Annotated in this window: 16 protein-coding genes; 9 read left to right on the top strand and 7 right to left on the bottom strand. The window is 61.3% G+C overall.

Features of this window, described 5'->3' with window-relative positions:
• Nucleotides 1-10: 10 nt before the first annotated feature.
• The 3 genes from DNK06_RS01200 to gbcB form a co-directional block, all read right to left on the bottom strand.
• On the bottom strand, nucleotides 11-712 hold the full coding sequence (locus DNK06_RS01200; RefSeq protein WP_131178218.1) for a VRR-NUC domain-containing protein: 702 nt from the start codon (nucleotides 710-712) through the stop codon (nucleotides 11-13).
• A complete protein-coding gene (locus tag DNK06_RS01205; protein ID WP_131178219.1) occupies nucleotides 709-1,227 on the bottom strand; it encodes a PAAR domain-containing protein in 519 nt (172 codons plus the stop codon). The genes DNK06_RS01200 and DNK06_RS01205 overlap by 4 nt, the downstream gene beginning before the upstream one ends.
• Nucleotides 1,228-2,607: 1,380 nt before the next feature.
• Nucleotides 2,608-3,708: a glycine-betaine demethylase subunit GbcB gene (gene gbcB / locus DNK06_RS01210; protein WP_131178220.1), complete on the bottom strand. Its 1,101-nt coding sequence runs from the start codon at nucleotides 3,706-3,708 to the stop codon at nucleotides 2,608-2,610.
• Nucleotides 3,709-4,063: 355 nt separating this feature from the next.
• On the opposite strand from gbcB, the gene gbcA reads away from it, so the two are divergent.
• Nucleotides 4,064-5,356 carry a glycine-betaine demethylase subunit GbcA gene (gene gbcA / locus DNK06_RS01215; RefSeq protein WP_131178221.1) on the top strand — a complete coding sequence of 431 codons (1,293 nt, stop codon included), beginning with the start codon at nucleotides 4,064-4,066 and terminating at the stop codon, nucleotides 5,354-5,356.
• A 350-nt stretch (nucleotides 5,357-5,706) separates the two neighbouring features.
• Nucleotides 5,707-9,705 carry a hypothetical protein gene (locus DNK06_RS01220; protein WP_131178222.1) on the top strand — a complete coding sequence of 1,333 codons (3,999 nt, stop codon included), beginning with the start codon at nucleotides 5,707-5,709 and terminating at the stop codon, nucleotides 9,703-9,705.
• 254 nt (nucleotides 9,706-9,959) lie between these two features.
• Here DNK06_RS01220 and DNK06_RS01225 read toward each other — a convergent pair whose 3' ends face one another.
• From DNK06_RS01225 to choX, 4 genes are all read right to left on the bottom strand, one after another.
• Complete coding sequence (locus DNK06_RS01225) at nucleotides 9,960-10,430, bottom strand: thioesterase family protein (protein ID WP_131178223.1); 471 nt, start codon at nucleotides 10,428-10,430, stop codon at nucleotides 9,960-9,962.
• A 2-nt stretch (nucleotides 10,431-10,432) separates the two neighbouring features.
• Complete coding sequence (locus DNK06_RS01230; protein WP_131178224.1) at nucleotides 10,433-11,398, bottom strand: L-carnitine dehydrogenase; 966 nt, start codon at nucleotides 11,396-11,398, stop codon at nucleotides 10,433-10,435.
• 21 nt (nucleotides 11,399-11,419) lie between these two features.
• Nucleotides 11,420-12,304, bottom strand: a complete 885-nt coding sequence (cdhC, locus tag DNK06_RS01235; RefSeq protein WP_131178225.1) for a 3-dehydrocarnitine:acetyl-CoA trimethylamine transferase CdhC — start codon at nucleotides 12,302-12,304, stop codon at nucleotides 11,420-11,422.
• Between the two features lie 67 nt (nucleotides 12,305-12,371).
• Nucleotides 12,372-13,301, bottom strand: coding sequence for a choline ABC transporter substrate-binding protein (gene choX / locus DNK06_RS01240; protein WP_131178226.1), 930 nt, complete (start codon nucleotides 13,299-13,301; stop codon nucleotides 12,372-12,374).
• Nucleotides 13,302-13,493: 192 nt separating this feature from the next.
• Between choX and DNK06_RS01245 the strand changes: the two genes are divergently transcribed.
• The 7 genes from DNK06_RS01245 to phaC (DNK06_RS01275) all read left to right on the top strand — a co-directional run bounded on the left by DNK06_RS01245 (nucleotide 13,494) and on the right by phaC (DNK06_RS01275) (nucleotide 21,783).
• Entirely contained in the window at nucleotides 13,494-14,456 is a 963-nt protein-coding gene (locus DNK06_RS01245) for a GlxA family transcriptional regulator (protein ID WP_131178227.1), read from the top strand.
• Between the two features lie 350 nt (nucleotides 14,457-14,806).
• A complete protein-coding gene (gene hslV / locus DNK06_RS01250) occupies nucleotides 14,807-15,343 on the top strand; it encodes an ATP-dependent protease subunit HslV (RefSeq protein ID WP_131178228.1) in 537 nt (178 codons plus the stop codon).
• Nucleotides 15,344-15,368: 25 nt separating this feature from the next.
• Nucleotides 15,369-16,706, top strand: coding sequence for an ATP-dependent protease ATPase subunit HslU (gene hslU, locus DNK06_RS01255; protein ID WP_131178229.1), 1,338 nt, complete (start codon nucleotides 15,369-15,371; stop codon nucleotides 16,704-16,706).
• 94 nt (nucleotides 16,707-16,800) lie between these two features.
• On the top strand, nucleotides 16,801-17,172 hold the full coding sequence (locus DNK06_RS01260; protein ID WP_131178230.1) for a gamma-butyrobetaine hydroxylase family protein: 372 nt from the start codon (nucleotides 16,801-16,803) through the stop codon (nucleotides 17,170-17,172).
• Nucleotides 17,173-17,379: 207 nt separating this feature from the next.
• Nucleotides 17,380-19,059, top strand: coding sequence for a class II poly(R)-hydroxyalkanoic acid synthase (gene phaC, locus DNK06_RS01265; protein ID WP_131178231.1), 1,680 nt, complete (start codon nucleotides 17,380-17,382; stop codon nucleotides 19,057-19,059).
• A gap of 68 nt (nucleotides 19,060-19,127) precedes the next feature.
• Nucleotides 19,128-19,991, top strand: coding sequence for a poly(3-hydroxyalkanoate) depolymerase (phaZ, locus tag DNK06_RS01270; RefSeq protein WP_131178232.1), 864 nt, complete (start codon nucleotides 19,128-19,130; stop codon nucleotides 19,989-19,991).
• A 109-nt stretch (nucleotides 19,992-20,100) separates the two neighbouring features.
• Nucleotides 20,101-21,783, top strand: coding sequence for a class II poly(R)-hydroxyalkanoic acid synthase (gene phaC, locus DNK06_RS01275; protein ID WP_131178233.1), 1,683 nt, complete (start codon nucleotides 20,101-20,103; stop codon nucleotides 21,781-21,783).
• Nucleotides 21,784-21,787 lie beyond the last annotated feature (4 nt).

Here is a 21,787-nt window from a genome sequence, read left to right on the forward strand (position 1 = left end):
TTCCTCCGATCTAATAGGCGGGGATCATCGGTCGCGGGGAGCGGCCACGTGTCAGGATGTACATCACACCACTAGCAATAGCAGCGGCCCATCCCAACTCCTCAATCGGCACCTTGGAACCTTGATTCGTCTGGCTACAATCGCAATCGGTGGGTTTCATTTCGACTACCTTCCACTCATCACCTGCAATAGCTGCATAGGCATCTACCTGGTTTTGGTTTGACGGATCAGGCGGAAACTTCATCTCTACCACCTGCTTGATATTGTCCTGAGTCGGCGGCAGGTTGGGATCCTTGACGATCACCACGTCAGGCCGGCGAATCATGCCTCGTCCAGGTTTAAACGGTGGGTGCTCCGGATCTTCATCCCAGTACTTACTGATCCAACCTGGAATCCAGCCATGGGGGTTGTTGCCGGTCTGGCTGTCGAGGATGGGTTGCGGCGGATGCTTGGTCATGTCGTAACTGACCTCGGGCTTGTACGGGCTGCGCCTCTGGAGAATTTCGTCCAGCTCTCCCAGGCGCTGGGCCACGCAGGCCTGCTTGAGACTCTTGCCGTTCTGACTGACGTTGGGCGTGGTGCTGCAATAGCAGATCGCCGAACACAACACGTTCTTGTCCTGTGGGTCGAGCTTAGGCTCCAGGGTGCCGAGAGGGTTGACCTTGCCGTCGGGGCTCATACCTCCCTGAGAAAGGCTAGGCTGCTCGCTCATGCTTCGCCTCCCTGCACCAGATCGATATGGATGGACTCCGAAGCAGCACGCTTGACCCACGATGTCATGCCTTCGGCATCTGTCGTCTCGAGCGAACTCCAGCCATCACTCGACCAGACTTTTACTCTGCGCCCGACGACCGGCTTACCTGTTTCCTGGTCAATGAGTTGAAAGCGCCCTGAGTAAAGCGCATTGCTACTGACAAGTGCTGCAACAGGAGAGACCGGAGCGGGTACGAACATGTCACCGATGATGACCGTGCCTGAACCACCGATGATCACGTTGCCGTGCGCACCAACACTGCCAAGTGTTGCGGCAGGCTTGCCGTTGATGAATACCGTGGACGAAACAGCAGACGTAATGGAGCTGCCGCAGGCAGAAACATCACCCTCTCGTGCCGCCGGCAGACCATCGAAGATGACATCGGGAGAGCCTTGGACGATCGGGTTGTTGCCATGCCCTGGCAATGGACAAGCTGTTGGATCTGTAACACGCGCAGCGGGTTTTCCACTCATGGTGCCTATCCCTGCAAATAGTGAGTGAGGTCAAGGATGTGTGCCGCACTACCGAGTGGTGCTCTACGGGGAGAGAGCGACAACCTTCCTTGAAAATCGCGCACGAAAGTAGCAGGTATGAAGTGCGCAACTTTTTGCGCACTTCAGCGCGATCCCGCGTGAATATTGGGATACATGAACCTGTAACAATTTAATTTATCTCATCCCTTCCAGAGCTGGGCCAAGCTCATGCAGCTCACCACCTCAACACCCGAGCCATCGATAACAGCTGATAAGGGTCGGCTCGAGCGCCCATTTCAGCGACTGGGGATAACCGATGACACAATCCCCAGATAAGGTGGGCGACGCTGTGGATAAGCTGTCGGCAACGGGCTACAGGCCACACAGTTTGGCGCCTTTGGCGGTTCGTACAAAAAACGTTCTATTTCAATAGGTTGAGCTTAGGGTTACACACACTCGCTGTGCAGCAGCCTTTGCACAAGCTGTGCATATGTACTCACAGACCAGGTATTACTTGGCTTGTAGCGGACTGATTGTTTTTTGATCACTCCCGCCAGAGACAATTTCGTCCACAGCTATCAGGAAGTGTCATCCAAGCCTTGTGGACAGCCGTCCCCATAATCCGTGGACGATGACGTGGATAAACTGTAGGTAAACCCCTACAGCCATTGCCAGACAAGGGTCTCAGCGATTTGAGCGAAAAACGTTCTATTTCAAAAGGTTGGAGAGTTATCTACACACAGAAGCTGTGCGCTTACCTGTGCATAAGGTGTTCAGTACAGGCTACAGGCCAGTGAATACGGCGGCTGCAGCGTACTGATCATTTTTTGTTCGACGCGTGTTTCGCTGCGCCTAGCGTTCACCAAGAGCATGCAAGCACCGTCGGGGCTGGCTACAGGTGAATAACCCTGCGGCTGCCTTTCCCCAAAGTCCGTGGATCAAGCTGTGAATAACCTGTCGTCACTCGGCCGCAGGCCTTTATCCATCATGCCTGTAGGGAAACGATCAAAAATCGAACGATTTCATAAGATTGACTTATCACTCAAAACACCTGCACGGGAGTGACTCACTCTGTTTTACACACAATAACTGTGTATACAGCTGTGGATAACCTGTCCAGCAATCCACCACCTCCAACGCCCGTGGCTTCTGCAGGCGTGTGCTGCATTTTCGTTCAATACCTGCACCGCGCAGCGCAGCCAAACGGCGCGTGTCCCAGTGACGCAGGGCAGGATCGCATTGGATGACAGACGAATCAGCAGCAAGGCTTGCACACAATTACTGTGCGCCTGGCTGTGGATAAGCTGTTCGACACTGGCTGCAGCCCACGAACAGCAAGCCCTGCAGGCCGTTGGCTACTTTCTAGCCAACGGCTCGATATCAGTAATCGATGCTCACATCGCTACGCGGTACGCTGCAGCAGGACAGGATGTACCCCTCGGCCACGTCTTCGTCGGTGATCCCGCCGTTGTGTTCCATATCCACTTCCCCGGCGGTCTTGAGCACCTTGCAGGTACCGCAGATGCCCATACCGCAGGCCTTGGGGATATGCAGGCCGAGTTTCGACGCCGCCGCATGCACGGTTTCGCCTGGGCCGACCTGAATGCTCTTGCCCGTGCTGGTGAACTGCACCTGATTGAGGTCGGCCGCCGGCACCCGTGGCGCATCGGCGGCCTGCTCGGCAAGCTCCCGGACATCCTGACGCACCTCCGCCGGCACCGGGCCAAAGGCTTCCTCATGGTAGCGGCTCATATCGAAGCCCTTGGCTTCGAGCAGCCGCTTGACTGCCGCCATATAGGGCGTAGGCCCACAGCAGAAGATTTCCCGTTGCAGATAGTCCGGCGCCATCAGTTGCAACATGGACTCGTTGAGGTATCCGCGGTAGCCGGACCAGGCCTCGCCCAGGCCGTGCTTCTCGCAGATCACATGCAAGTTGAAGTTGCTGATCCGCGCCGCCATGTGCTCCAGCTCGCGGTGATAGATGATGTCCTTCGGCGAGCGCGCGCTGTGCACGAAGACCATATCGACGTTGGCGTTGGTGTCATAGAACCAGCGGGCCATCGACATGACCGGGGTGATGCCGACCCCACCGCTGAGAAACAGTACCTTGTCCGCCGGAAAGTCGATGGCGTTGAACAACCCCACCGGGCCATGCACCGCCAGTTCCTGCCCTTCGGCGAGATTGTCGTGCAGCCAGTTGGAAACCTTGCCGCCCGGCACCCGCTTGATGGTGATGGAAAAACTGTAAGGCACCGAGGGCGCGCTGGAAATGGTGTAGGAGCGCATCACCGGCAGGCCGTCGATCTCCAGTTCCAGGGTGACGAACTGCCCCGGCTTGAAGAAGAACAGCACCGGCTGGTCGGCCATGAAGCAGAAGGTGCGGACATCCCATGTTTCCTGGATGACCTTGACGCAACGCACCACGTGGCGGCCATTGCTCCAGGTCTGGGTAGTGACGGGATAGAGGAAGTCGTTCGACATGGTCGTTTCTCTCGCGCACGCAGGCCGCTCACCGGCCCTGTCTTTGCCGCGATTGTGCGCAACGCACCTGTCGCTCATTTACCTGCCAGCGACATCGGCATGCTAACGGCGACCTGCCCCGTAGACACTGGCGTACCGAGTCGGGAAATGATTCGAGCATGTCGCCCATGGATAAGGTTCGCGCCGCGCCCGGCTCCACACTCGCCCCCAAGCCGAACAGGATAAGAGCGCCAGCCGCAGCCCCTAAGCAAAACGCCATTCGGCAGGCGATCAGGGAGCGACGCGCCACCTTGCGTACCACCGCAATAGCCACTTTTACGGCGTGCGCAGCGCGCTCGCCACGAGGAGTTTTCCGATGACCGTCACCTCTACGCTGAGCCTTGGCGATCCACTGGAACCGGCACGCGCCGCTACCGCCGAGATGCTGCAGAACCGCGAGCGCACCTTTTCCCTGCCGCAGCCGTTCTACAACGACGAACGCGTGTTCCAGCTCGACATGCAGGAGATCTTCCACAAGGAATGGCTGATCGCCGGCATGACCTGCGAAATCCCCACCAAGGGCAACTACCTGACCCTGCAGATCGGCGACAACCCGATCCTCGTCATCCGCGGTGCCGACGGCATCGTGCATGCTTTCCACAACGTCTGCCGGCATCGCGGCTCGCGCCTGTGCACCAGCGACAAGGGCAAGGTGGCCAAGCTGGTCTGTCCTTACCACCAGTGGACGTACGAACTGGATGGCCGGCTGCTGTTCGCAGGCACCGAAATGGGCGCCGACTTCGACATGCAGCAGTTCGGCCTCAAGCCGGTTAGCTGCAAGACGGCGGGCGGTTACATCTTCATCTCACTGGCCGAGAATCCACCGGCTATCGACGAGTTCCTCTCCACGCTGGCCCATTACATGGAGCCCTACGATATGGAGAACACCAAGGTGGCGGTGCAGACCACCCTGATGGAAAAGGCCAACTGGAAGCTGGTGCTGGAAAACAACCGCGAGTGCTATCACTGCAACGGCTCGCACCCGGAGCTGCTCAACACCTTGCTGGAGTGGGACGACGTTACCGACCCTCGGGCCAGTCAGTCATTCAAGGATCATGTCGCCGAATCGGCGGCCAAGTGGGAAGCCGAGAAAATTCCCTTCGCCCACGCCAGCTTCGGCCTGCGCAACCGCATCGTGCGCATGCCGCTGCTCAAGGGCACGGTATCCATGACCATGGATGGCAAACAGGGCAGCAAAAAGCTCATGGGCCGCATCCAGAACCCGGATCTGGGCTCCATGCGCATCCTGCACCTGCCGCATTCGTGGAACCACTGCATGGGTGATCACCTCATCGTCTTCACGGTGTGGCCGATCAGCGCCCAGGAAACCATGGTCTCCACCAAGTGGCTGGTACACAAGGACGCCGTCGAAGGCGTCGACTACGACGTGGCACGCCTGCGTGAAGTATGGGACGCCACCAACAACCAGGATCGGCGCCTGGCCGAAGAGAACCAGCGCGGCATCAACTCCACCGCCTACCAGCCCGGCCCCTACTCCAAGACCTATGAGTTCGGCGTGGTCAACTTCATCGACTGGTACAGCGAACGCATGCTCAACAACCTCGGCGCTGCACCCGCTCCCTACCTGCGCGACGTCACCGCGCAGTAAGCGACATACGGCTGCAGAGTGGCGTAAACAGCCTGTCGTAGGGTGGACGACGCTTCACCGTCCACCGCTCTGAGATCGCGATGGTGGATGAAAAGAGCGTCATCCACCCTACGTCCGCTTGTGGCTGCTATCGCCTTTGACCGACCTGCCACCCCGAAAATGGCCCCGCAGCCCCGCCGGACTCAACACCGGCGGGGCTTCTCTTTGCCCGCTCGGTTTATGAACGGGATGTTTCACAGCATTTCACGCCGGTAAGCGAAACAATCGAGGCAGTCCCGGCCATAGACGCACACGCGGCTCCCTCTGCGAAGCGGCTCGGCCACCAGCTTCCACTTCGCGAGGAATCTACCGTGAGCGTGAAACCACTGAGCAAAGGCCCCAACGAACAGACAGGCGGTGATGGCCTGCGATTCGATAGCCTCATGCGCCTGAGCCTGAAGGCCAAGGGTGACACGAAGCCCAAGGAAGACCGCATCGCCACCGATAACGAGAAGTGGCCACCCGTGGACAAGACCCAGGTCGAAGCAGCCAAGGACGGCAAGATCCGTTACGAGCTGAACGGCCAGGGCGTGGTGGTCGAGCGTTCGGTCAACCCGGAGCTGTACAAGTTTCTGGTCAACCTGCACACCCTCAACCAGTCGCCTGGACAGAAAGCTCAAGTGGTTGCAGCGATGGGCGACGAACACCTTATCGCCGACCGCAACACCGAGGTACAGGACTGGGGCGACTACGCCCAGTTCAAGTGGCAGGGCAACCTGGAAGACGCCGAAGTGATCACCTACATCACCGCCGACGGCGAAACCGTCAGCGTCTCCAAGGCGCTGACCCCCGAGCTGTTCGCCTCGGTGCAGCAGATCGGCCTGTCACGCTACACACTCGAGCAGCGCGTGGCCGATGGACGTGAGGTCGCTGGTGCCGACACCTATGTGGCCGAGCATGACATTGCCCTTTGGGGCGGCCCGGACGAGTTCGGCAATGGGGTCATCCAGTTCGAGACCAAGGACGGCAAGAAGTACGTCGTATCCCAGCACGAAAACAAGGAGATGTACGACCGTGTCGCGGGGATGTGGAGTGATCACGTCAAAGGCGGCGACTCGATCCAGGAACTTCGTGAAAAGTACGATCTGCCCGACCTCGATGCTCTGGATCTGCTCGGCCAGAGCAGTGGCGAGAAAGCCAACAAGGACGACAAGGATGAGATGACGGTGGTCGAGCTGGCCACCAAGAACCTGCTCGACAAGTACAAGAAGCTCATCGACGACGGCGAGGTCGGCAAGGACAGCGACATCTACAAGCTGGTCAAGGCCATCGAGGCCAAGGCCGCCATGGAGAGCGGCCACCAGATCACCCCCTACATAGAAGACCCGCGTGGCGGCGACACCACCTGGCGAAAGTTCGACACCGATGGCGAAACCCTCAGCGAAGAGGACATGCAGGACATCCTCAACGGCAACTCGGTGGATAAGCTGCTCAGCGAGATGTTCACCAGCGGCGACGGCGAGAAAGACAAGATCGGCAAGGAATTCCAGGCCGAGCTGGACAGCGCCATCGAGAAGGTCAGCGGCGAAGACAAGACCAAGCTGGCGGACGAAATCTACGAAACCCTGACCAGCCTGGACTTCGTCAGATACCTGGCGGACATGAAGAAACAGGGCCTGAACAGCGAAGGCCAAGCGGAAGTCGCCCGCCTCGCTTCGAGCCTGGAACTGCTCGACCCGGAGCGCGCCCGCCAGGCTGAATCGGCGCTCAAGCAGAACGGCATTCTGATCGAGATCGACACCCTGGTCGGCGACCCCGGTGCGATTCCCGACGAATACAAGGAAATGGCCTACAAGGACATGGGCGCGCTGATCAAGACCGTGCTCAAGTCCGCCGACATCCCGCGTCGAGTGCAGGAGACCATCGAGAAGTTCTACAACGAGCTGCTCAACGACAAGACCAAGATGGCCGACTTCGTCGAGCTCAGCAACCAACTGAACAATGGCACCATCACCCAGGCCGAGTTCGACCAGCAGATGCAGGGCAAGTACGTGCCCATGGATGTCAGCAAGGACGACTTCGCCAAGGCCTTGGGCACCCTCAACAAATACGGCGTGCTCGGCACCATCTCCGCCTTCGGCTCACTGGGCGGCGCCATCTACATGCTCTCGGCGAAGAACGGCCAGTTGGCCGACGAGCCGCTGGAGCGCCTGGCCATCGCCAAGGACTTCATCACCTTCCTCGGTGGCGGCGCGCAGTTCGAGAAGACCGGCATATTCGACCTGTTCACCAAAACCAACACCGCCGAGCTGCTGGGCCTGAGCAAGACCGTGCCGGAAATCTGGGGCAAGGAAAGCGCGCTCGGCAAGAAGATCGAAGGATTCCTGCGCGACAAGGGCATCTCTGGCATTCCCGAAGCGGTGCAGGATCGCGCCAACAGCATGATCGAGCTGGGCTCATTGAACAGCGGCGGCGGCAGCGACGCACTCGACCAGGTCAGGCTCTCGGCCGAAGCGTCGGGCATCGGTTCCCTGGACGACGCCGGCAGTCGCGCCCTGCTCGACGACATCATCACCCGCGCTGGCGGCAACCCGCCCGAGGACTGGTCTCGCTACAACAGCCTCAACCAGATCGCCGAAGAACAGAACCTGACCATCAGCGAAGAGCACATCAATGACGCTATCGCCGAACGCCGTGCGGCCAACGGTCTGGGCGACATTCCCGACGATGCCTCGGTCAACGAGTTCGCCAACCATCTGGACGACGCCGCCAACCGTGCGCTGCCACCGTCCATCACCTCCTCCGGCTATTCCACCTACACCGACGCCCTGTCTTCGATCTACGAAGACGCCGTGGAGTATTTCGAAGAGCGCAACATCACCCCACCGAGCCGCGAGTCCTTCGATCGGGTGGTCAACGAACGGTTGGAAGAGTCAGGCCGCAGCACGCCGGCCGGCGGCGATCCGTTCGACGGCAACCTGGAGCTCGATCGTCAATCGATCAACGAGATGTTCGAGCACGAAAATCGCACGCCTCCGGCCGCCGACGTCGTCGATGATGCCATCGAACGGGTCAACGCCTCCGTGCGCAGCAATACCTCGGTACAGGGCATCGTCGATACGCGCACCATCCAGGATGCGCTGAGCACCACCGATACACCATCGATCAAACCTGGCCTGGCGGCGAAAATTGGCGGCACGCTGACCAAGGTGCTGGGCGTGGCTCCGGATATCCTCAGCGTCGCCGATATCGTGATGGGCGGCTTCGCGATCAAGGACGCCATCGCCAACAACAGCGACCTGGGCAAGGCTGCCGGTGCCTTGCAAATCATCAGTGGCGTGGCCGGCACAACGGCAGGCGTGATCGGCACCGTCGGCCTGTTCGCCAGCATCGGTGCACTGGCAGGCGCCACCGGACCGCTGTTCCTGATCACCGCAGGCCTCGGGCTGATCGCCGGCATCATCGGCATTTTCGTCGATCATGAGAAAAAGCAGAAAGCCACCGACAAGGAAGGCCAGTGGTTCAAGGATCTCGCCGAACTCGGCCTGACCCAGGAAGACTGGGGCGACAAGCTCGAATACGCACGTTACAGCTTCTACGAATACGACGGCCGCGACGCCCCGGCCGGGCAAAGCATCTACGACTATCAGAAGGACGAGTGGGAGCATTTCAAGGACACGCCCCAGGAAGGGGGCTCGTCTATCAACCGCCTCGACGATGACCTGCACCTGGCCAAGTACGACAGGGCCTTCTACCAGGAGAATCGCGAGGTCATCCACACCATCCGTGAGCGCTGGGATGACTGGAACGGCAAGGACGCCATCGTCAGCAAGAAGGATCTGGAAAAGATCGCCAATGGCGATGGCAGCGACGAGGAGAAAGCGGCCGCGCAATTCCTGCTCGACAACAACGACTTCTTCGACCAGCTCGACACCCAATGGGGCAAGGGCGGCCAGGATGGCAAGGTAAGCACCAACGACCTCAACACCTGGCTGAAAATGGTCGGTGCCCATGAGGAGAAGTTCGACCGGGCCTTCTTCGACGAGCACCAGAGCATCATCGATACCATCCGCGACCGTTGGGATGACTGGAACGGCAAGGACGCCATCGTCAGCAAGAAGGATCTGGAGAAGATCGCGGATGGCGACGGCAGCGACGCCGAGAAAGAGGCCGCGCGCTTCCTGCTCGACAACCAGGGCTTCTTCGACCAGCTCGACAACCTGGCCAAGAACGACCGCCGCGACGGCAAGATCAGCACTGGCGACCTGGAAACCTGGCTGAAAGCCATCGGCGTGGAGAAGACCGACAAGAGCGAGCTGACCTACAACCCCAACGACAATACGCCGGCCTGGCGGGTGATGCGCGGCTAATCTGCAGAAGCAAACTTACCGACTCCGACAGGGAGGATCGATTGGCAACAGGGTTCAGTAGGAGCCCGCTTGCGGGCGACCCGCAGCTCGGCGCGTTACCCCCTGCGGCTGATCGAGCACCTAATGATCGCCGGCAAGCCGGCTCCTACAGAAGAGCCCCGGTTGGCAGCAGGCTCGAGGAGCCCGCTTGCGGGCGATTGTGGCTGCACACGTACGGGTCAGTTGCGCGCCTGTAGAAGCCTTGTCTTGAAGCTCTACCTCACCGGCAACCCGATCACTCGACCGACATGGACGGAGCGCGGCACACCCTGTTGCGAGTCAGCCAGTTCGGCAACCCGTTGCGCCACCTGCACATCGAACGGCGCAGAGCGGCCGCTTGGCGTGTCGATGTTCATCAGCATCTGCTCGCTTTCGGCCAGCAGTCGCTCGCCCTCGACGGTCTCCAGGCGGTGAAGGATATGCAGGCGCTTGCGGTCATGGTCGAGCAGTTGGGTGCGCACCTGAACACCCACACCGAGTTTCACCTCGGCGAGGAAATTGAGGTGGCATTCCAGGGTATAGATCGTGTGCCCGGTACGTGCCCTGCCCGCCTCGTCCAGGCCGACAAGATCCATCAGCCCATCGGTGGCGAAGCTGCAGATCAGCAGGTAATAGGCATCGCGCAGATGGCCGTTGTAATCCACCCAATCGGCTTGCACGGCGGTACGGTAGGTGACGGGCAACATGCTCATTCCTCGAAGGCGAAACCGTGGCGCGCCTTGGTCTGGCGCACGGCATCGAGCACCGCTAGCAGGCAGTCGTCACGATAGCGTTCCAGCTCGGCAATGCTGCGCTGGCCCTGCTGCACGCTGGTGCCGGCGACCACGTCATCGATCAGCGATTCGGTCAGTTCGGGTGCCTGCAGATAGGTCCAGGGCAGCTTCAGAGCGGGGCCGAACTGGGCCATGAAATGGCGCATGCCGGCGTCGCCGCCAGCCAGGGTGTAGGTCATGAAGGTACCCATGAACGACCAGCGCAGCCCGGCGCCAAAGCGGATCGCATCGTCGATCTCGCCGGTGCTGGCCACGCCATCGTTGACCAGGTGCAGCGCCTCACGCCATAGCGCTTCGAGCAGGCGGTCGGCGATAAAGCCCGGCACTTCCTTGCGCACGTGCAACGGGCGCATACCCAAAGCGCCGTAGATGGCGATGGCGGCCTGCACCGCGTCAGGCGCGGTGCGTTCGCCACCGACCACTTCCACCAGCGGCAGCAGGTACACCGGGTTGAAGGGATGGCCGACCACGCAGCGCTCCGGGTGCTGCGCTTCGGCATAGAACTCGCTGGGCAGCAGGCCCGAGGTACTGGAACCGATGATCACATCCGGCCGCGCAGCCACACTGATCCGACCGTGCAGTTCGAGCTTGAGGTCGAGCCGCTCGGGCGCGCTCTCCTGGATGAAATCGGCATCGGCCACGCAGGCCTCGAGGTCGTCGAAAAAGCGCAAGCGCTCCATCGCGGCGCCCGGCGCCAGTCCCTGCTTCTGCAGCGCCGGCCAGGCGTTGGCAATGCGTGTCCGCAGCGCGGCCTCGGCGCCGGGCGCCGGATCCCAGGCATGCACGTCGAGGCCGTGGGCCAGGGCGCGGGCGACCCAACCGGCGCCAATCACGCCAGTGCCAAGGACGGCGAAGGTTTTGACAGTGGTAACGAAAGACATATCAGGCTCCAGATCGCAGGCTCAACGAGGTTTGAGGCTCATCTTTTCGCGTCCTTCGGCCGGGCTCAGCACCCGCCCGCCAAGACGTTCGATGATCTCTACCGCACGCTCGACCAGCGAGCCGTTACTGGCCGGCACGCCCTTGTCCAGCCAGATGTTGTCTTCCAGGCCGACCCGCACGTTGCCGCCTAGCAACATGGCCTGGGCAGCCATGGGCATCTGCATGCGACCGATACCGAAGCCGGCCCAGGTCAGACCCGCCGGCAGGTTGTCGACCATGGCCTTCATGGTCGCGGTATCCGCTGGTGCGCCCCAGGGAATGCCCAGGCATAGTTGGATCAGTGGGTCGTCCAGCAAGCCCTCCTTGATCATCTGCTTGGCGAACCACAGGTGGCCGGTGTCGAAGATTTCCAGCTCGGCCTTCACACCCAGCTCGGTGATGCGCTTGGCACCCGCACGCAGTTGTGCCGGAGTGGAGACGTAGATGAAGTCGCCATCACCGAAATTCAGGGTGCCGCAATCCAGGGTGCAGATCTCCGGCAGCAGCTCCTCGATATGGGCCAGCCGAGTCAACGGCCCGACCAGATCGGTGCCGGCACCGAACTCCAGCGGCTGCTCGCCCCGACCGATCTCCAGGTCGCCGCCCATGCCGGCGGTCAGGTTGATGATCACATCGGTGTCGCTCTCGCGGATGCGCTCGACCAACTCGCGATACAGCGCCACGTCGCGGCTCGGCTTGCCGGTCTGCGGGTCACGCACGTGACAGTGGGCAACGGTGGCGCCGGCCTTGGCGGCTTCGATGGCGGCATCGGCGATCTGCTTCGGCGTCACCGGAATGGCCGGATGGCGGCCCACGGTATCGCCAGCGCCGGTGACCGCGCAGGTGACGATGATTTCATGGTTCACGGTCGATCTCCTTTGTTCGGGACGAACGCCGCCCCCGCGCGCAGGCACGGTCACGGCAAGTTGAGTATTAGTTTGCTAGCGCTTCGCTGGCCGGTTTGCCGTCGAAGGTGGTGACGCCTTCCAGCCAGCCGACGACTACCTGTGGATTGGCGGCAATCCACTCGCGGGCCACCTTGGCAGCCGGCTGACGATCCATGATCGGCTGCATAAGCTCCGCCTCCTGCTCACTGGTAAAGCGCAGGCTGGTCAACAAGCGGTTGGCATTCGGGCAGCGCTGGGCATAGTCCGGGGCAGTGACCGTGGATACGGTAGCGGCGCCGTCATTGGGGCCGAACACATCCTCGGTACCGGTCAGGTAGGTGATCGGCATCTGCAGGTTCATCGGGTGTGGTTTCCAGCCAAAGAACACCACCGGTTTCTCATTCCTCACCGCGCGCCCGACGGCAGCGAGCATGCCGGCTTCGCTGGACTCCACCAATTTGAAATCACCGAGACCGAACTGGTTGCCGTCGATCATCTTCTGGATCGCCGTGTTGGCTCCGGAACCCGCCTCGATACCGTAGATCTTGCCATCCAGCTCGTCCTTGAAGCGGGCAATGTCGGCCAGGGTTTTCAGGCCCTTCTCGGCCGCGTAACCGGGTACGGCCAGCACTGCCACGGCATCGTCCAGCGAGGGCTGATCGGCCACCTTCACCGCGCCGGAGGCGAGGAAAGGCTTGATGTTGTCGTCCATGATCGGCTTCCAGTAGCCGAGAAAGGCGTCGACCTGGCCTTTCTGGATGCCGGCGAAGATGATCTGCTGCGACGCCTGCGTCTGGGTGGTCTGGTAACCAAGACCCTGCAGCAATTCGCTGGCTACGGCGGTGGTAGCAACCACATCCGTCCAGCCAACGGCGCCGAGGCGGACGGTCTTGCAACTCTCCTCGTCGGCGGCCAGCAAGGGTGAGCTGAATAAGGTAAAGGTGCAGCAAGCTGCGAACGCAGTGAGCGCTTTCATAATGGGGCTCCTCAACGGTTTCGTGTCGTTCTTAGTACCGTGTGACCGGAACAACGAAGTTCCGATGAGTCCACCTTACGCAGTTGCCGGGCAATCAATTCGAACTATATCGACATAAAAAAGGATCATAACGACTTGATCCATCGGCGTACCTGCCGTTAGATGCGGACTCCACACGCGGGGGATTCCGCCATGTCGCACAGCTTCTGCTTTCTCCTGCTGCCCGGTTTTTCGATGATGGGGCTGATGTCTGCCATCGAGCCGTTGCGGGTCGCCAATCGCTTTCACGCCCCGCACTACAGCTGGCGCCTGCTCAGTGACGATGGCCAGGCCGTGCAGGCCAGCAACGGCATGTCGCTCAATGTCGACGGCGCCCTGGACGGCGCCTTGACGGACACCAGCCTGTTCGTGGTTGCCGGCTTCGACCCGCTGGCAGGTTTCACGGCGCAGCTGGCGAGCCGCCTGCGTCGGGCGGAGCGAGAATGCCGGGTATTGGGCGGCATCGACACTGGCAGCTTCGTGCTGGCCGAAGCCGGGCTGCTGGAACCACGCCAACGCTTCACCCTGCACTGGGAAGCGCTGGATGCCTTTCGCGAACGTTATCCACAGCTGCAACCGACCCAGGAGCTGTTCGAGATCGATGGCCAGCGCATCACCAGTGCCGGCGGCACCAGCAGCCTCGACCTGATGCTCGGGCTGATCGGCCGCGACCATGGCGAGCCGCTTTCGATCCAGGTGTCCGAGCAGTTCGTGCTTGGGCGCATTCGCACGCGCCTCGATCACCAGCGCATGCAGATCACCAGCCGCTACGGTATTCATAACCGCAAGCTGGTACAGGTAGTTGGTGAGATGGAACGCAGTACCGAAGCGCCCCGCTCGCCGGGTGAACTGGCCAGCGCGGTCGGTATCACTCCACGGCAGTTGGAGCGCCTGTTTCGTCAGCACCTGAGCACCACTCCCGTCACCTTCTATCTTGGCGTGCGCCTGGACAAGGCGCGCCAGCTGCTGCGCCAGAGCGACATGAGCGTGCTCGAGGTGGCGTTGGCCTGCGGTTTCGAGTCGGCGTCCTACTTCGCCCGCCGCTACCGCGCCCGCTTCGCCGTCAGCCCCCGTGAGGACAGACACGAAGCGGCACCACCCACCCTACGACCGTGAAAAGGCGAAAGCGGACGGTCGCAGGATGGGTGAACCCCATCGGTAATTGATGGGTTTCACCCATCCTGCCGAGGTCGCGGCGGGCTGTGGACGGCGCTTCACCTACTACGCGGCCCGACCCGTCCACCGCTCTACGATCGCATGGTGATGAAAAGAGCGTCAGCTACGCGCCCCGATCCACCCTACGTCTGCTTACGCCTTGCTCCAGCCACCCGTCACGAAACGGCGGCCAGCCAAGTCCAGCCATCAGGCGGGGTAGTTTTCCTACCGTTCACGCCATTCGGCTTGAACCTCACGCAATCTATCCCCATATAACAGGTCAACCCCGGAGCTGCCGAAGGAGCACGCCCTTGACTACCATCGTTTCAGTCCGCCGCCACGGTAAAGTCGTCATGGGTGGCGACGGCCAGGTTTCCCTCGGCAATACCGTGATGAAAGGCAATGCGAAAAAAGTTCGCCGCCTGTACCACGGTCAGGTCATCGCCGGTTTCGCCGGTGCCACCGCCGATGCCTTCACCCTGTTCGAACGTTTCGAGTCGCAACTGGAAAGACACCAGGGCCATCTGGTACGCGCCGCCGTCGAACTGGCCAAGGACTGGCGTACCGACCGCTCCCTGAGCCGTCTGGAAGCCATGCTGGCCGTGGCCAACAAGGACGCCTCACTGATCATCACCGGCAATGGTGACGTGGTCGAACCCGAGCACGGTTTGATCGCCATGGGCTCCGGTGGCGGCTTCGCCCAGGCCGCGGCCCTGGCGCTGCTGCAGAAAGGCAGCGACGAGCTCGACGCGCGCGAGATCGCCGAAACCGCCTTGAGAATCGCCGGTTCCATCTGCGTCTTCACCAATCAGAATCTGACCATCGAGGAGCTGGACTCGGCTATCTGAGCCCAGTCCTGATCGGAGCCCGCTCATGTCCATGACACCCCGCGAGATCGTCCACGAACTCAACCGCCACATCATCGGCCAGGATGACGCCAAACGCGCCGTGGCCATCGCCCTGCGCAATCGCTGGCGGCGCATGCAACTGCCGCTCGACCTGCGCGCCGAAGTGACGCCCAAGAACATCCTGATGATCGGCCCGACCGGGGTCGGCAAGACCGAGATCGCCCGTCGCCTGGCCAAGCTGGCCAATGCGCCCTTCCTGAAAGTGGAAGCCACCAAGTTCACCGAGGTCGGCTACGTCGGCCGTGACGTGGAGTCGATCATTCGTGACCTGGCCGACGCCGCCGTGAAGATGCTCCGCGAGCAGGAAATCCTGCGCGTGCGTCATCGCGCCGAAGACGCCGCCGAAGACCGCATTCTCGATGCCCTGCTGCCGCCGGCACGCAATGGTTTTGCCGAGGAAGCGGCGTCGGGCGATTCCAATACCCGTCAGCTGTTCCGCAAGCGCCTGCGTGAAGGCCAGCTGGATGACAAGGAAATCGAGATCGAAGTGGCCGACAGCCCCGCCGGTATCGAAATCATGACCCCGCCTGGCATGGAAGAAATGACCAGCCAGCTGCAGAACCTGTTCTCCAACATGGGCAAGGGCAAGAAAAAGAGCCGCAAGCTCAAGGTCAAGGACGCGCTGAAGCTGGTGCGCGAAGAAGAAGCCGGGCGCCTGGTCAACGAGGAAGAACTCAAGGCCAAGGCCCTTGAGGCCGTCGAGCAGCACGGCATCGTGTTCATCGACGAAATCGACAAGGTGGCCAAGCGCGCCAACGCTGGCGGTGCCGACGTTTCCCGCGAAGGCGTACAGCGCGACCTGCTGCCGCTGATCGAGGGCTGCACCGTCAACACCAAGCTGGGCATGGTCAAGACCGACCACATCCTGTTCATCGCATCCGGTGCTTTCCATCTCAGCAAGCCGAGCGATCTGGTGCCGGAACTGCAGGGGCGCCTGCCGATCCGTGTCGAGCTCAAGGCGCTGTCGCCGGAAGATTTCGAACGCATCCTCAGCGAACCCCACGCCTCGCTCACCGAGCAGTATGTGGCACTGCTGCAGACCGAAGGCCTGGGCGTGGAATTTGCCGAAGACGGCATCAAGCGTCTGGCCGAGATCGCCTGGCAGGTCAACGAGAAGACCGAGAACATCGGCGCCCGTCGCCTGCACACCCTGCTGGAACGTCTGCTGGAGGAGGTATCCTTCAGTGCCGGCGATCTGGCTGGCCAGCAGAATGGCGAGGTCATCCGTATCGATGCGGCCTACGTCAACAGCCACCTCGGCGAGCTGGCGGAAGACGAAGACCTGTCGCGCTATATCCTCTGAGAGCAGCGGCAAGCGGTAAGCCACAAGCGTCAAGCCAAGAGCGGCCTGCTTTTGACTCCAGCTTGTAGCTTGCCACTTGCGGCTTGGAGCTAGCATGCGTATCCCCACCTCGATCAAGCTGCACAAGGCGTCTCGCACGCTGGAACTGCAATACGGCAACGACAGCTACAAGCTGCCGGCCGAGTTTCTGCGCGTGCACTCGCCATCGGCCGAGGTGCAAGGGCATGGCAAACCGATTCTGCAGACGGGAAAACTCAATGTCGCGCTGATCGGCATCGAACCCGCTGGCAATTATGCCCTCAAGCTGACCTTCGACGACGGCCACGACAGTGGGCTGTTCAGTTGGGACTACCTCCATCAACTGGCGCTACGCCAGGACGAACTGTGGCGTGACTATCTAGCCGCCCTCGCTGCCGCCGGCAAATCCCGCGACCCCGACGAATCGATAGTGCGTCTGATGCTCTGACGCACCTGCGATCAACGCTACTCTCTCACCGCTACTGGCCCAACTTGCGCTAACGTCTAAACTCGGGTGAGCAAAGTAATTCAGGTTCACCCGCCATCCTCTGGATGCCGCAAACGCCACTACCACTGCCACCGCAAACCTCGACAGCTACAGCGCCGTTGCCCGCAAGGAACGTCTGCCCGTCGTGGGGAAAAGGGAGCGTTGTCGATGAGTGAAAAGCAGAACGATGACCTGACGTACAAGCCGTCGAAAAGCACCATGGGGCTCAACCCGGTCATCGGCATACGCGGCAGGGATCTGCTCACTTCCGCCCGCCTGGTACTGACCCAGGCCATCCGCCAGCCCCTGCACAGCGCCCGCCATGTAGCGCACTTCGGCGTCGAGATGAAGAATGTGCTGCTCGGCCAGTCGCAGCTGCAACCCGATGACAATGACCGCCGCTTCAACGATCCGGCATGGAGCCAGAATCCGCTCTACCGCCGCTACCTGCAAACCTACCTGGCCTGGCGCAAGGAGTTGCACGACTGGGTCGAACACAGCTCGCTGTCCGAGCAGGATGTCAGTCGCGGCCACTTCGTCATCAACCTGATGACCGAAGCCATGGCACCGAGCAACACCATGGCCAATCCGGCAGCGGTCAAACGCTTCTTCGAAACCGGCGGCAAGAGTCTGCTCGACGGTCTCTCGCACATGGCCAAGGATCTGGTGAACAACGGCGGCATGCCCAGCCAGGTCAACATGAAGGCCTTCGAGGTTGGCAAGAACGTCGCCACCACCGAAGGCGCCGTGGTATTTCGCAACGATGTGCTGGAGCTGATCCAGTATCGTCCGGTTACCGAGCAGGTCTTCAAGCGGCCGTTGCTGGTGGTACCACCACAGATCAACAAATACTACGTGTTCGACCTGTCGCCCGAAAAAAGCCTGGCGCGCTTTCTGCTGCGCAACCATGTGCAGACCTTCATCGTCAGTTGGCGCAACCCGACCAAGGCACAGCGCGAATGGGGTCTGTCGACCTATATCGAGGCGCTCAAGGAAGCCGTCGAGGTAGTCTGCGCGATTACCGGCAGCACCGACCTGAACGTGCTCGGCGCCTGCTCCGGCGGCGCCACCACCGCCTCGTTGCTGGGCCATTACGCAGCTCTGGGCGAACACAGGATTCATGCCCAGACGCTGCTGGTCAGCGTGCTGGATACCCGGCTCGACAGCCAGTTCGCGCTGTTCGCCGACGAGCAGACTCTGGAAGCGGCCAAGCGCCGCTCCTATCAGGCCGGCGTGCTGGAAGGCAGCGACATGGCCAAGGTATTCGCCTGGATGCGCCCCAATGACCTGATCTGGAATTACTGGGTCAACAACTACCTGCTCGGCAACGAGCCGCCGGTGTTCGACATTCTCTACTGGAACAACGACACCACGCGCCTGCCAGCCGCCTTGCACGGCGAATTCATCGAGATGTTCCAGACCAATCCGCTGACCCGCGCGGGTGGCCTCGAAGTGTGCGGCACACCGGTCGACCTCGGCCAGGTGACCTGCGACGCTTACGTGGTGGCGGGCAGCAACGACCACATCACTCCGTGGACATCCTGCTACAAGTCGGCCCGGCTGTTCGGCGGCCAGTGCGAATTCGTGCTGTCCAGCAGCGGCCACATCCAGAGTATCCTCAACCCGCCAGGCAATCCCAAGGCGCGTTACATGACCAATCCCGACATGCCGACCGACCCCAAGGCCTGGCAGGAAGACGCGACCAAGCACACCGATTCCTGGTGGCTGCATTGGCAGAAATGGCTGGTCGCTCGCTCCGGGGAAAGCAAGAAGGCACCGAGCAAGCTGGGCAACAAGCGCTATCCCTCCGGCGAGGCCGCGCCTGGCACCTATGTCCACGAACGCTGAACGATAGGTTACCGCGATGGCCTGCCCGGGCGAGGTCACCGGCGACGATCACTGACAGAGGTTGCCACATGTCACTATCCTTCGTGTTCCGCACCATCGCCCTGGATGGTCAGACCATCCGTACCGCCGTGCGGGCCGGCAGCCCCGACAAGGTGCCGCTGCTGATCTTCAACGGCATCGGTGCCAACCTCGAGTTGGTGATGCCCTTCGTCCGCGCGCTGGACAAGGATCTGGAAATCATCGCCTTCGACGTTCCCGGCGTAGGCGGTTCCTCTACACCGAGCATCCCCTACCGGTTCCCCGGCCTGGCCAAGCTGGCCGCCCGCATGCTCGATTACCTGGACTACGGCCAGGTCAATGTCATCGGTGTGTCCTGGGGTGGCGCCCTGGCTCAGCAATTCGCCCGCGATTACCCGGAGCGCTGCAAGAAGCTGGTGCTGGCGGCGACGTCCGCCGGCGCGGTGATGATTCCGGGCAAGCCCAGGGTGCTCTGGCGTATGGCAAGCCCTCGCCGCTACCTGCAACCGTCCTATGGCGTGCATATCGCCGCAGACATTTACGGCGGCGCTTTCCGCCGCGATCCCAAGCTCGCCCTGGCCCATGCCAGCAAGGTGCGCTCGGGCGGCAAGCTGGGTTACTACTGGCAACTGTTCGCCGGCATGGGCTGGACCAGCATCCACTGGCTGCACAAGATCCGCCAACCGACGCTGGTGCTGGCCGGCGACGATGACCCGATCATTCCACTGCTCAACATGCGCCTGCTGGCCTGGCGCATTCCCAACTCCGAACTGCACGTGATCGACGACGGCCACCTGTTTCTGGTGACCCGGGCCGAGGTGGTGGCGCCGATCATCATGAAATTTCTCGCCGAGGAGCGGCAACCCGCCGTGATGCACCCGCAAAACGTCACGGTGGTTCGCGGCCAGCCGTAACGCCCAGGGCAGGAAAGGTAACGCGTCGGCATTCCTGTACTACTGTGAAGAGTCGGATGGTGCCATTGCCATTGATCAATCAGCAGAGCCCAGACAACGGAGTGTTGCCATGCCAGACAAGCGTCGTACCGAGGGTCTGCCCCATTCGCCCCATGTGCTGAATGCACAGAATGCCGTGGTCGGCCTGCGCGGTCGCGACCTGCTCTCCACCGTGCGCACGCTTGCCTTGCAAGGCCTCAGGCAACCGGTGCACAGCGCACGTCACGTCCTGCAACTGGGCGGGCAGATCGGGCGCATCCTGCTCGGCGACGACCTGCATAGCGTCAATCCCAAGGATGCGCGTTTCGCCGACCCGACCTGGCAGCACAACCCCTTCTACCGGCGCAGCCTGCAAGGCTACCTGGCCTGGCAGAAACAGCTGGATAGCTGGATCGATGAAAGCGATCTGAGCGCGGATGAGCGCAGTCGCGCACGCTTCATTTCCTCGCTGATCGGCGATGCCTTCTCACCGTCCAACAGCCTGCTCAATCCACTGGCGCTCAAGGAGCTGTTCAACACCGGTGGCGGTAGTGTGATCAAAGGCCTCGGCCATCTGTTCGATGACCTGCTGAACAACGACGGGCTGCCCAGCCAGGTCACCAGGCAAGCTTTCGAAATCGGCCGCAACATCGCCAGCACACCCGGCGCGGTGGTATATCGCAACGAAATGCTGGAGTTGATCCAGTATCGCCCCATGAGCGAAAAGCAGTACGCCAAGCCGCTGCTGATCGTGCCGCCGCAAATCAACAAGTACTACGTATTCGACCTGAGCCCGGACAAGAGCTTCGTCCAGTACGCGCTGAAAAATGGCCTGCGCACATTCATCATCAGTTGGCGCAACCCGGATGTACGCCACCGCGACTGGGGATTGTCGAGTTACGCCGAAGCCATCGAGCAAGCCATGCAAGCCTGCCAAGCCATCAGCGGCAGCAAATCGGTCAACCTGCTCGGCGCCTGCGCAGGCGGCCTGAGCATCGCCGCGCTACAGGGCCACCTGCAGGCGAAAAAGCAGTTGCGCAAGGTTGGCTGCAGCACCTACCTGGTTAGTCTGCTGGACAGTCGGATCGATGGCCCCGCGATGCTTTTCGCCGATGAGCAGACCCTGGAGAATGCCAAGCGTCGCTCCTACCAGAAAGGCGTGCTGGACGGCCGGGAAATGGCCAGGATATTCGCCTGGATGCGCCCCAACGACCTGATATGGAATTACTGGGTCAACAATTACCTGCTGGGCAAACAGCCGCCAGCCTTCGACATTCTCTACTGGAACAACGACAGCACACGCCTGCCTGCGGCGTTTCACGGCGACCTGATCGACTTTTTCAAAGACAACCCGATGGTGCGCAGCGGTGGACTCGACGTCCGTGGAACCCCCATCGACCTGCGCAAGGTCACGGTCGACAGCTTCAGTGTCGCCGGCCGCAACGATCACATCACGCCCTGGGACGCGGTCTACCGCTCGGTACTGCTGCTCGGTGGTGAGCGCCAGTTCGTGCTTTCCAACGCAGGCCACATCCAGAGCATCCTCAACCCGCCAGGCAATCCCAAATCCAATTACCTGAAGAGCAACGAACTCAGTCTGGATCCACGCGCCTGGCACCATGACGCCGAACAGACCCAGGGCAGTTGGTGGCCACGGTGGCTGGAGTGGATCCAGCAACGCTCCGGCGCTCAGCGCGACACCCAGATGCCCCTGGGCAACGCCGATTACCCACCGCTGGACGCCGCGCCCGGCACTTACGTACGGGTGCGCTGATCGG

The organism is Phytopseudomonas daroniae, from assembly GCF_004327285.1.
Classification (GTDB): domain Bacteria; phylum Pseudomonadota; class Gammaproteobacteria; order Pseudomonadales; family Pseudomonadaceae; genus Aquipseudomonas; species Aquipseudomonas daroniae.

Excerpts from the sequence above, each read along its gene's own strand:
- DNK06_RS01200 (WP_131178218.1), bottom strand. The coding sequence starts at position 712 with ATGAGCGAGCAGCCTAGCCTTTCTCAGGGAGGTATGAGCCCCGACGGC.
- DNK06_RS01205 (WP_131178219.1), bottom strand. The coding sequence starts at position 1,227 with ATGAGTGGAAAACCCGCTGCGCGTGTTACAGATCCAACAGCTTGTCCA.
- gbcB (WP_131178220.1), bottom strand. The coding sequence starts at position 3,708 with ATGTCGAACGACTTCCTCTATCCCGTCACTACCCAGACCTGGAGCAAT.
- gbcA (WP_131178221.1), top strand. The coding sequence starts at position 4,064 with ATGACCGTCACCTCTACGCTGAGCCTTGGCGATCCACTGGAACCGGCA.
- DNK06_RS01225 (WP_131178223.1), bottom strand. The coding sequence starts at position 10,430 with ATGTTGCCCGTCACCTACCGTACCGCCGTGCAAGCCGATTGGGTGGAT.
- DNK06_RS01230 (WP_131178224.1), bottom strand. The coding sequence starts at position 11,398 with ATGTCTTTCGTTACCACTGTCAAAACCTTCGCCGTCCTTGGCACTGGC.
- choX (WP_131178226.1), bottom strand. The coding sequence starts at position 13,301 with ATGAAAGCGCTCACTGCGTTCGCAGCTTGCTGCACCTTTACCTTATTC.
- DNK06_RS01245 (WP_131178227.1), top strand. The coding sequence starts at position 13,494 with ATGTCGCACAGCTTCTGCTTTCTCCTGCTGCCCGGTTTTTCGATGATG.
- hslU (WP_131178229.1), top strand. The coding sequence starts at position 15,369 with ATGTCCATGACACCCCGCGAGATCGTCCACGAACTCAACCGCCACATC.
- DNK06_RS01260 (WP_131178230.1), top strand. The coding sequence starts at position 16,801 with ATGCGTATCCCCACCTCGATCAAGCTGCACAAGGCGTCTCGCACGCTG.
- phaC (WP_131178231.1), top strand. The coding sequence starts at position 17,380 with ATGAGTGAAAAGCAGAACGATGACCTGACGTACAAGCCGTCGAAAAGC.
- phaZ (WP_131178232.1), top strand. The coding sequence starts at position 19,128 with ATGTCACTATCCTTCGTGTTCCGCACCATCGCCCTGGATGGTCAGACC.
- phaC (WP_131178233.1), top strand. The coding sequence starts at position 20,101 with ATGCCAGACAAGCGTCGTACCGAGGGTCTGCCCCATTCGCCCCATGTG.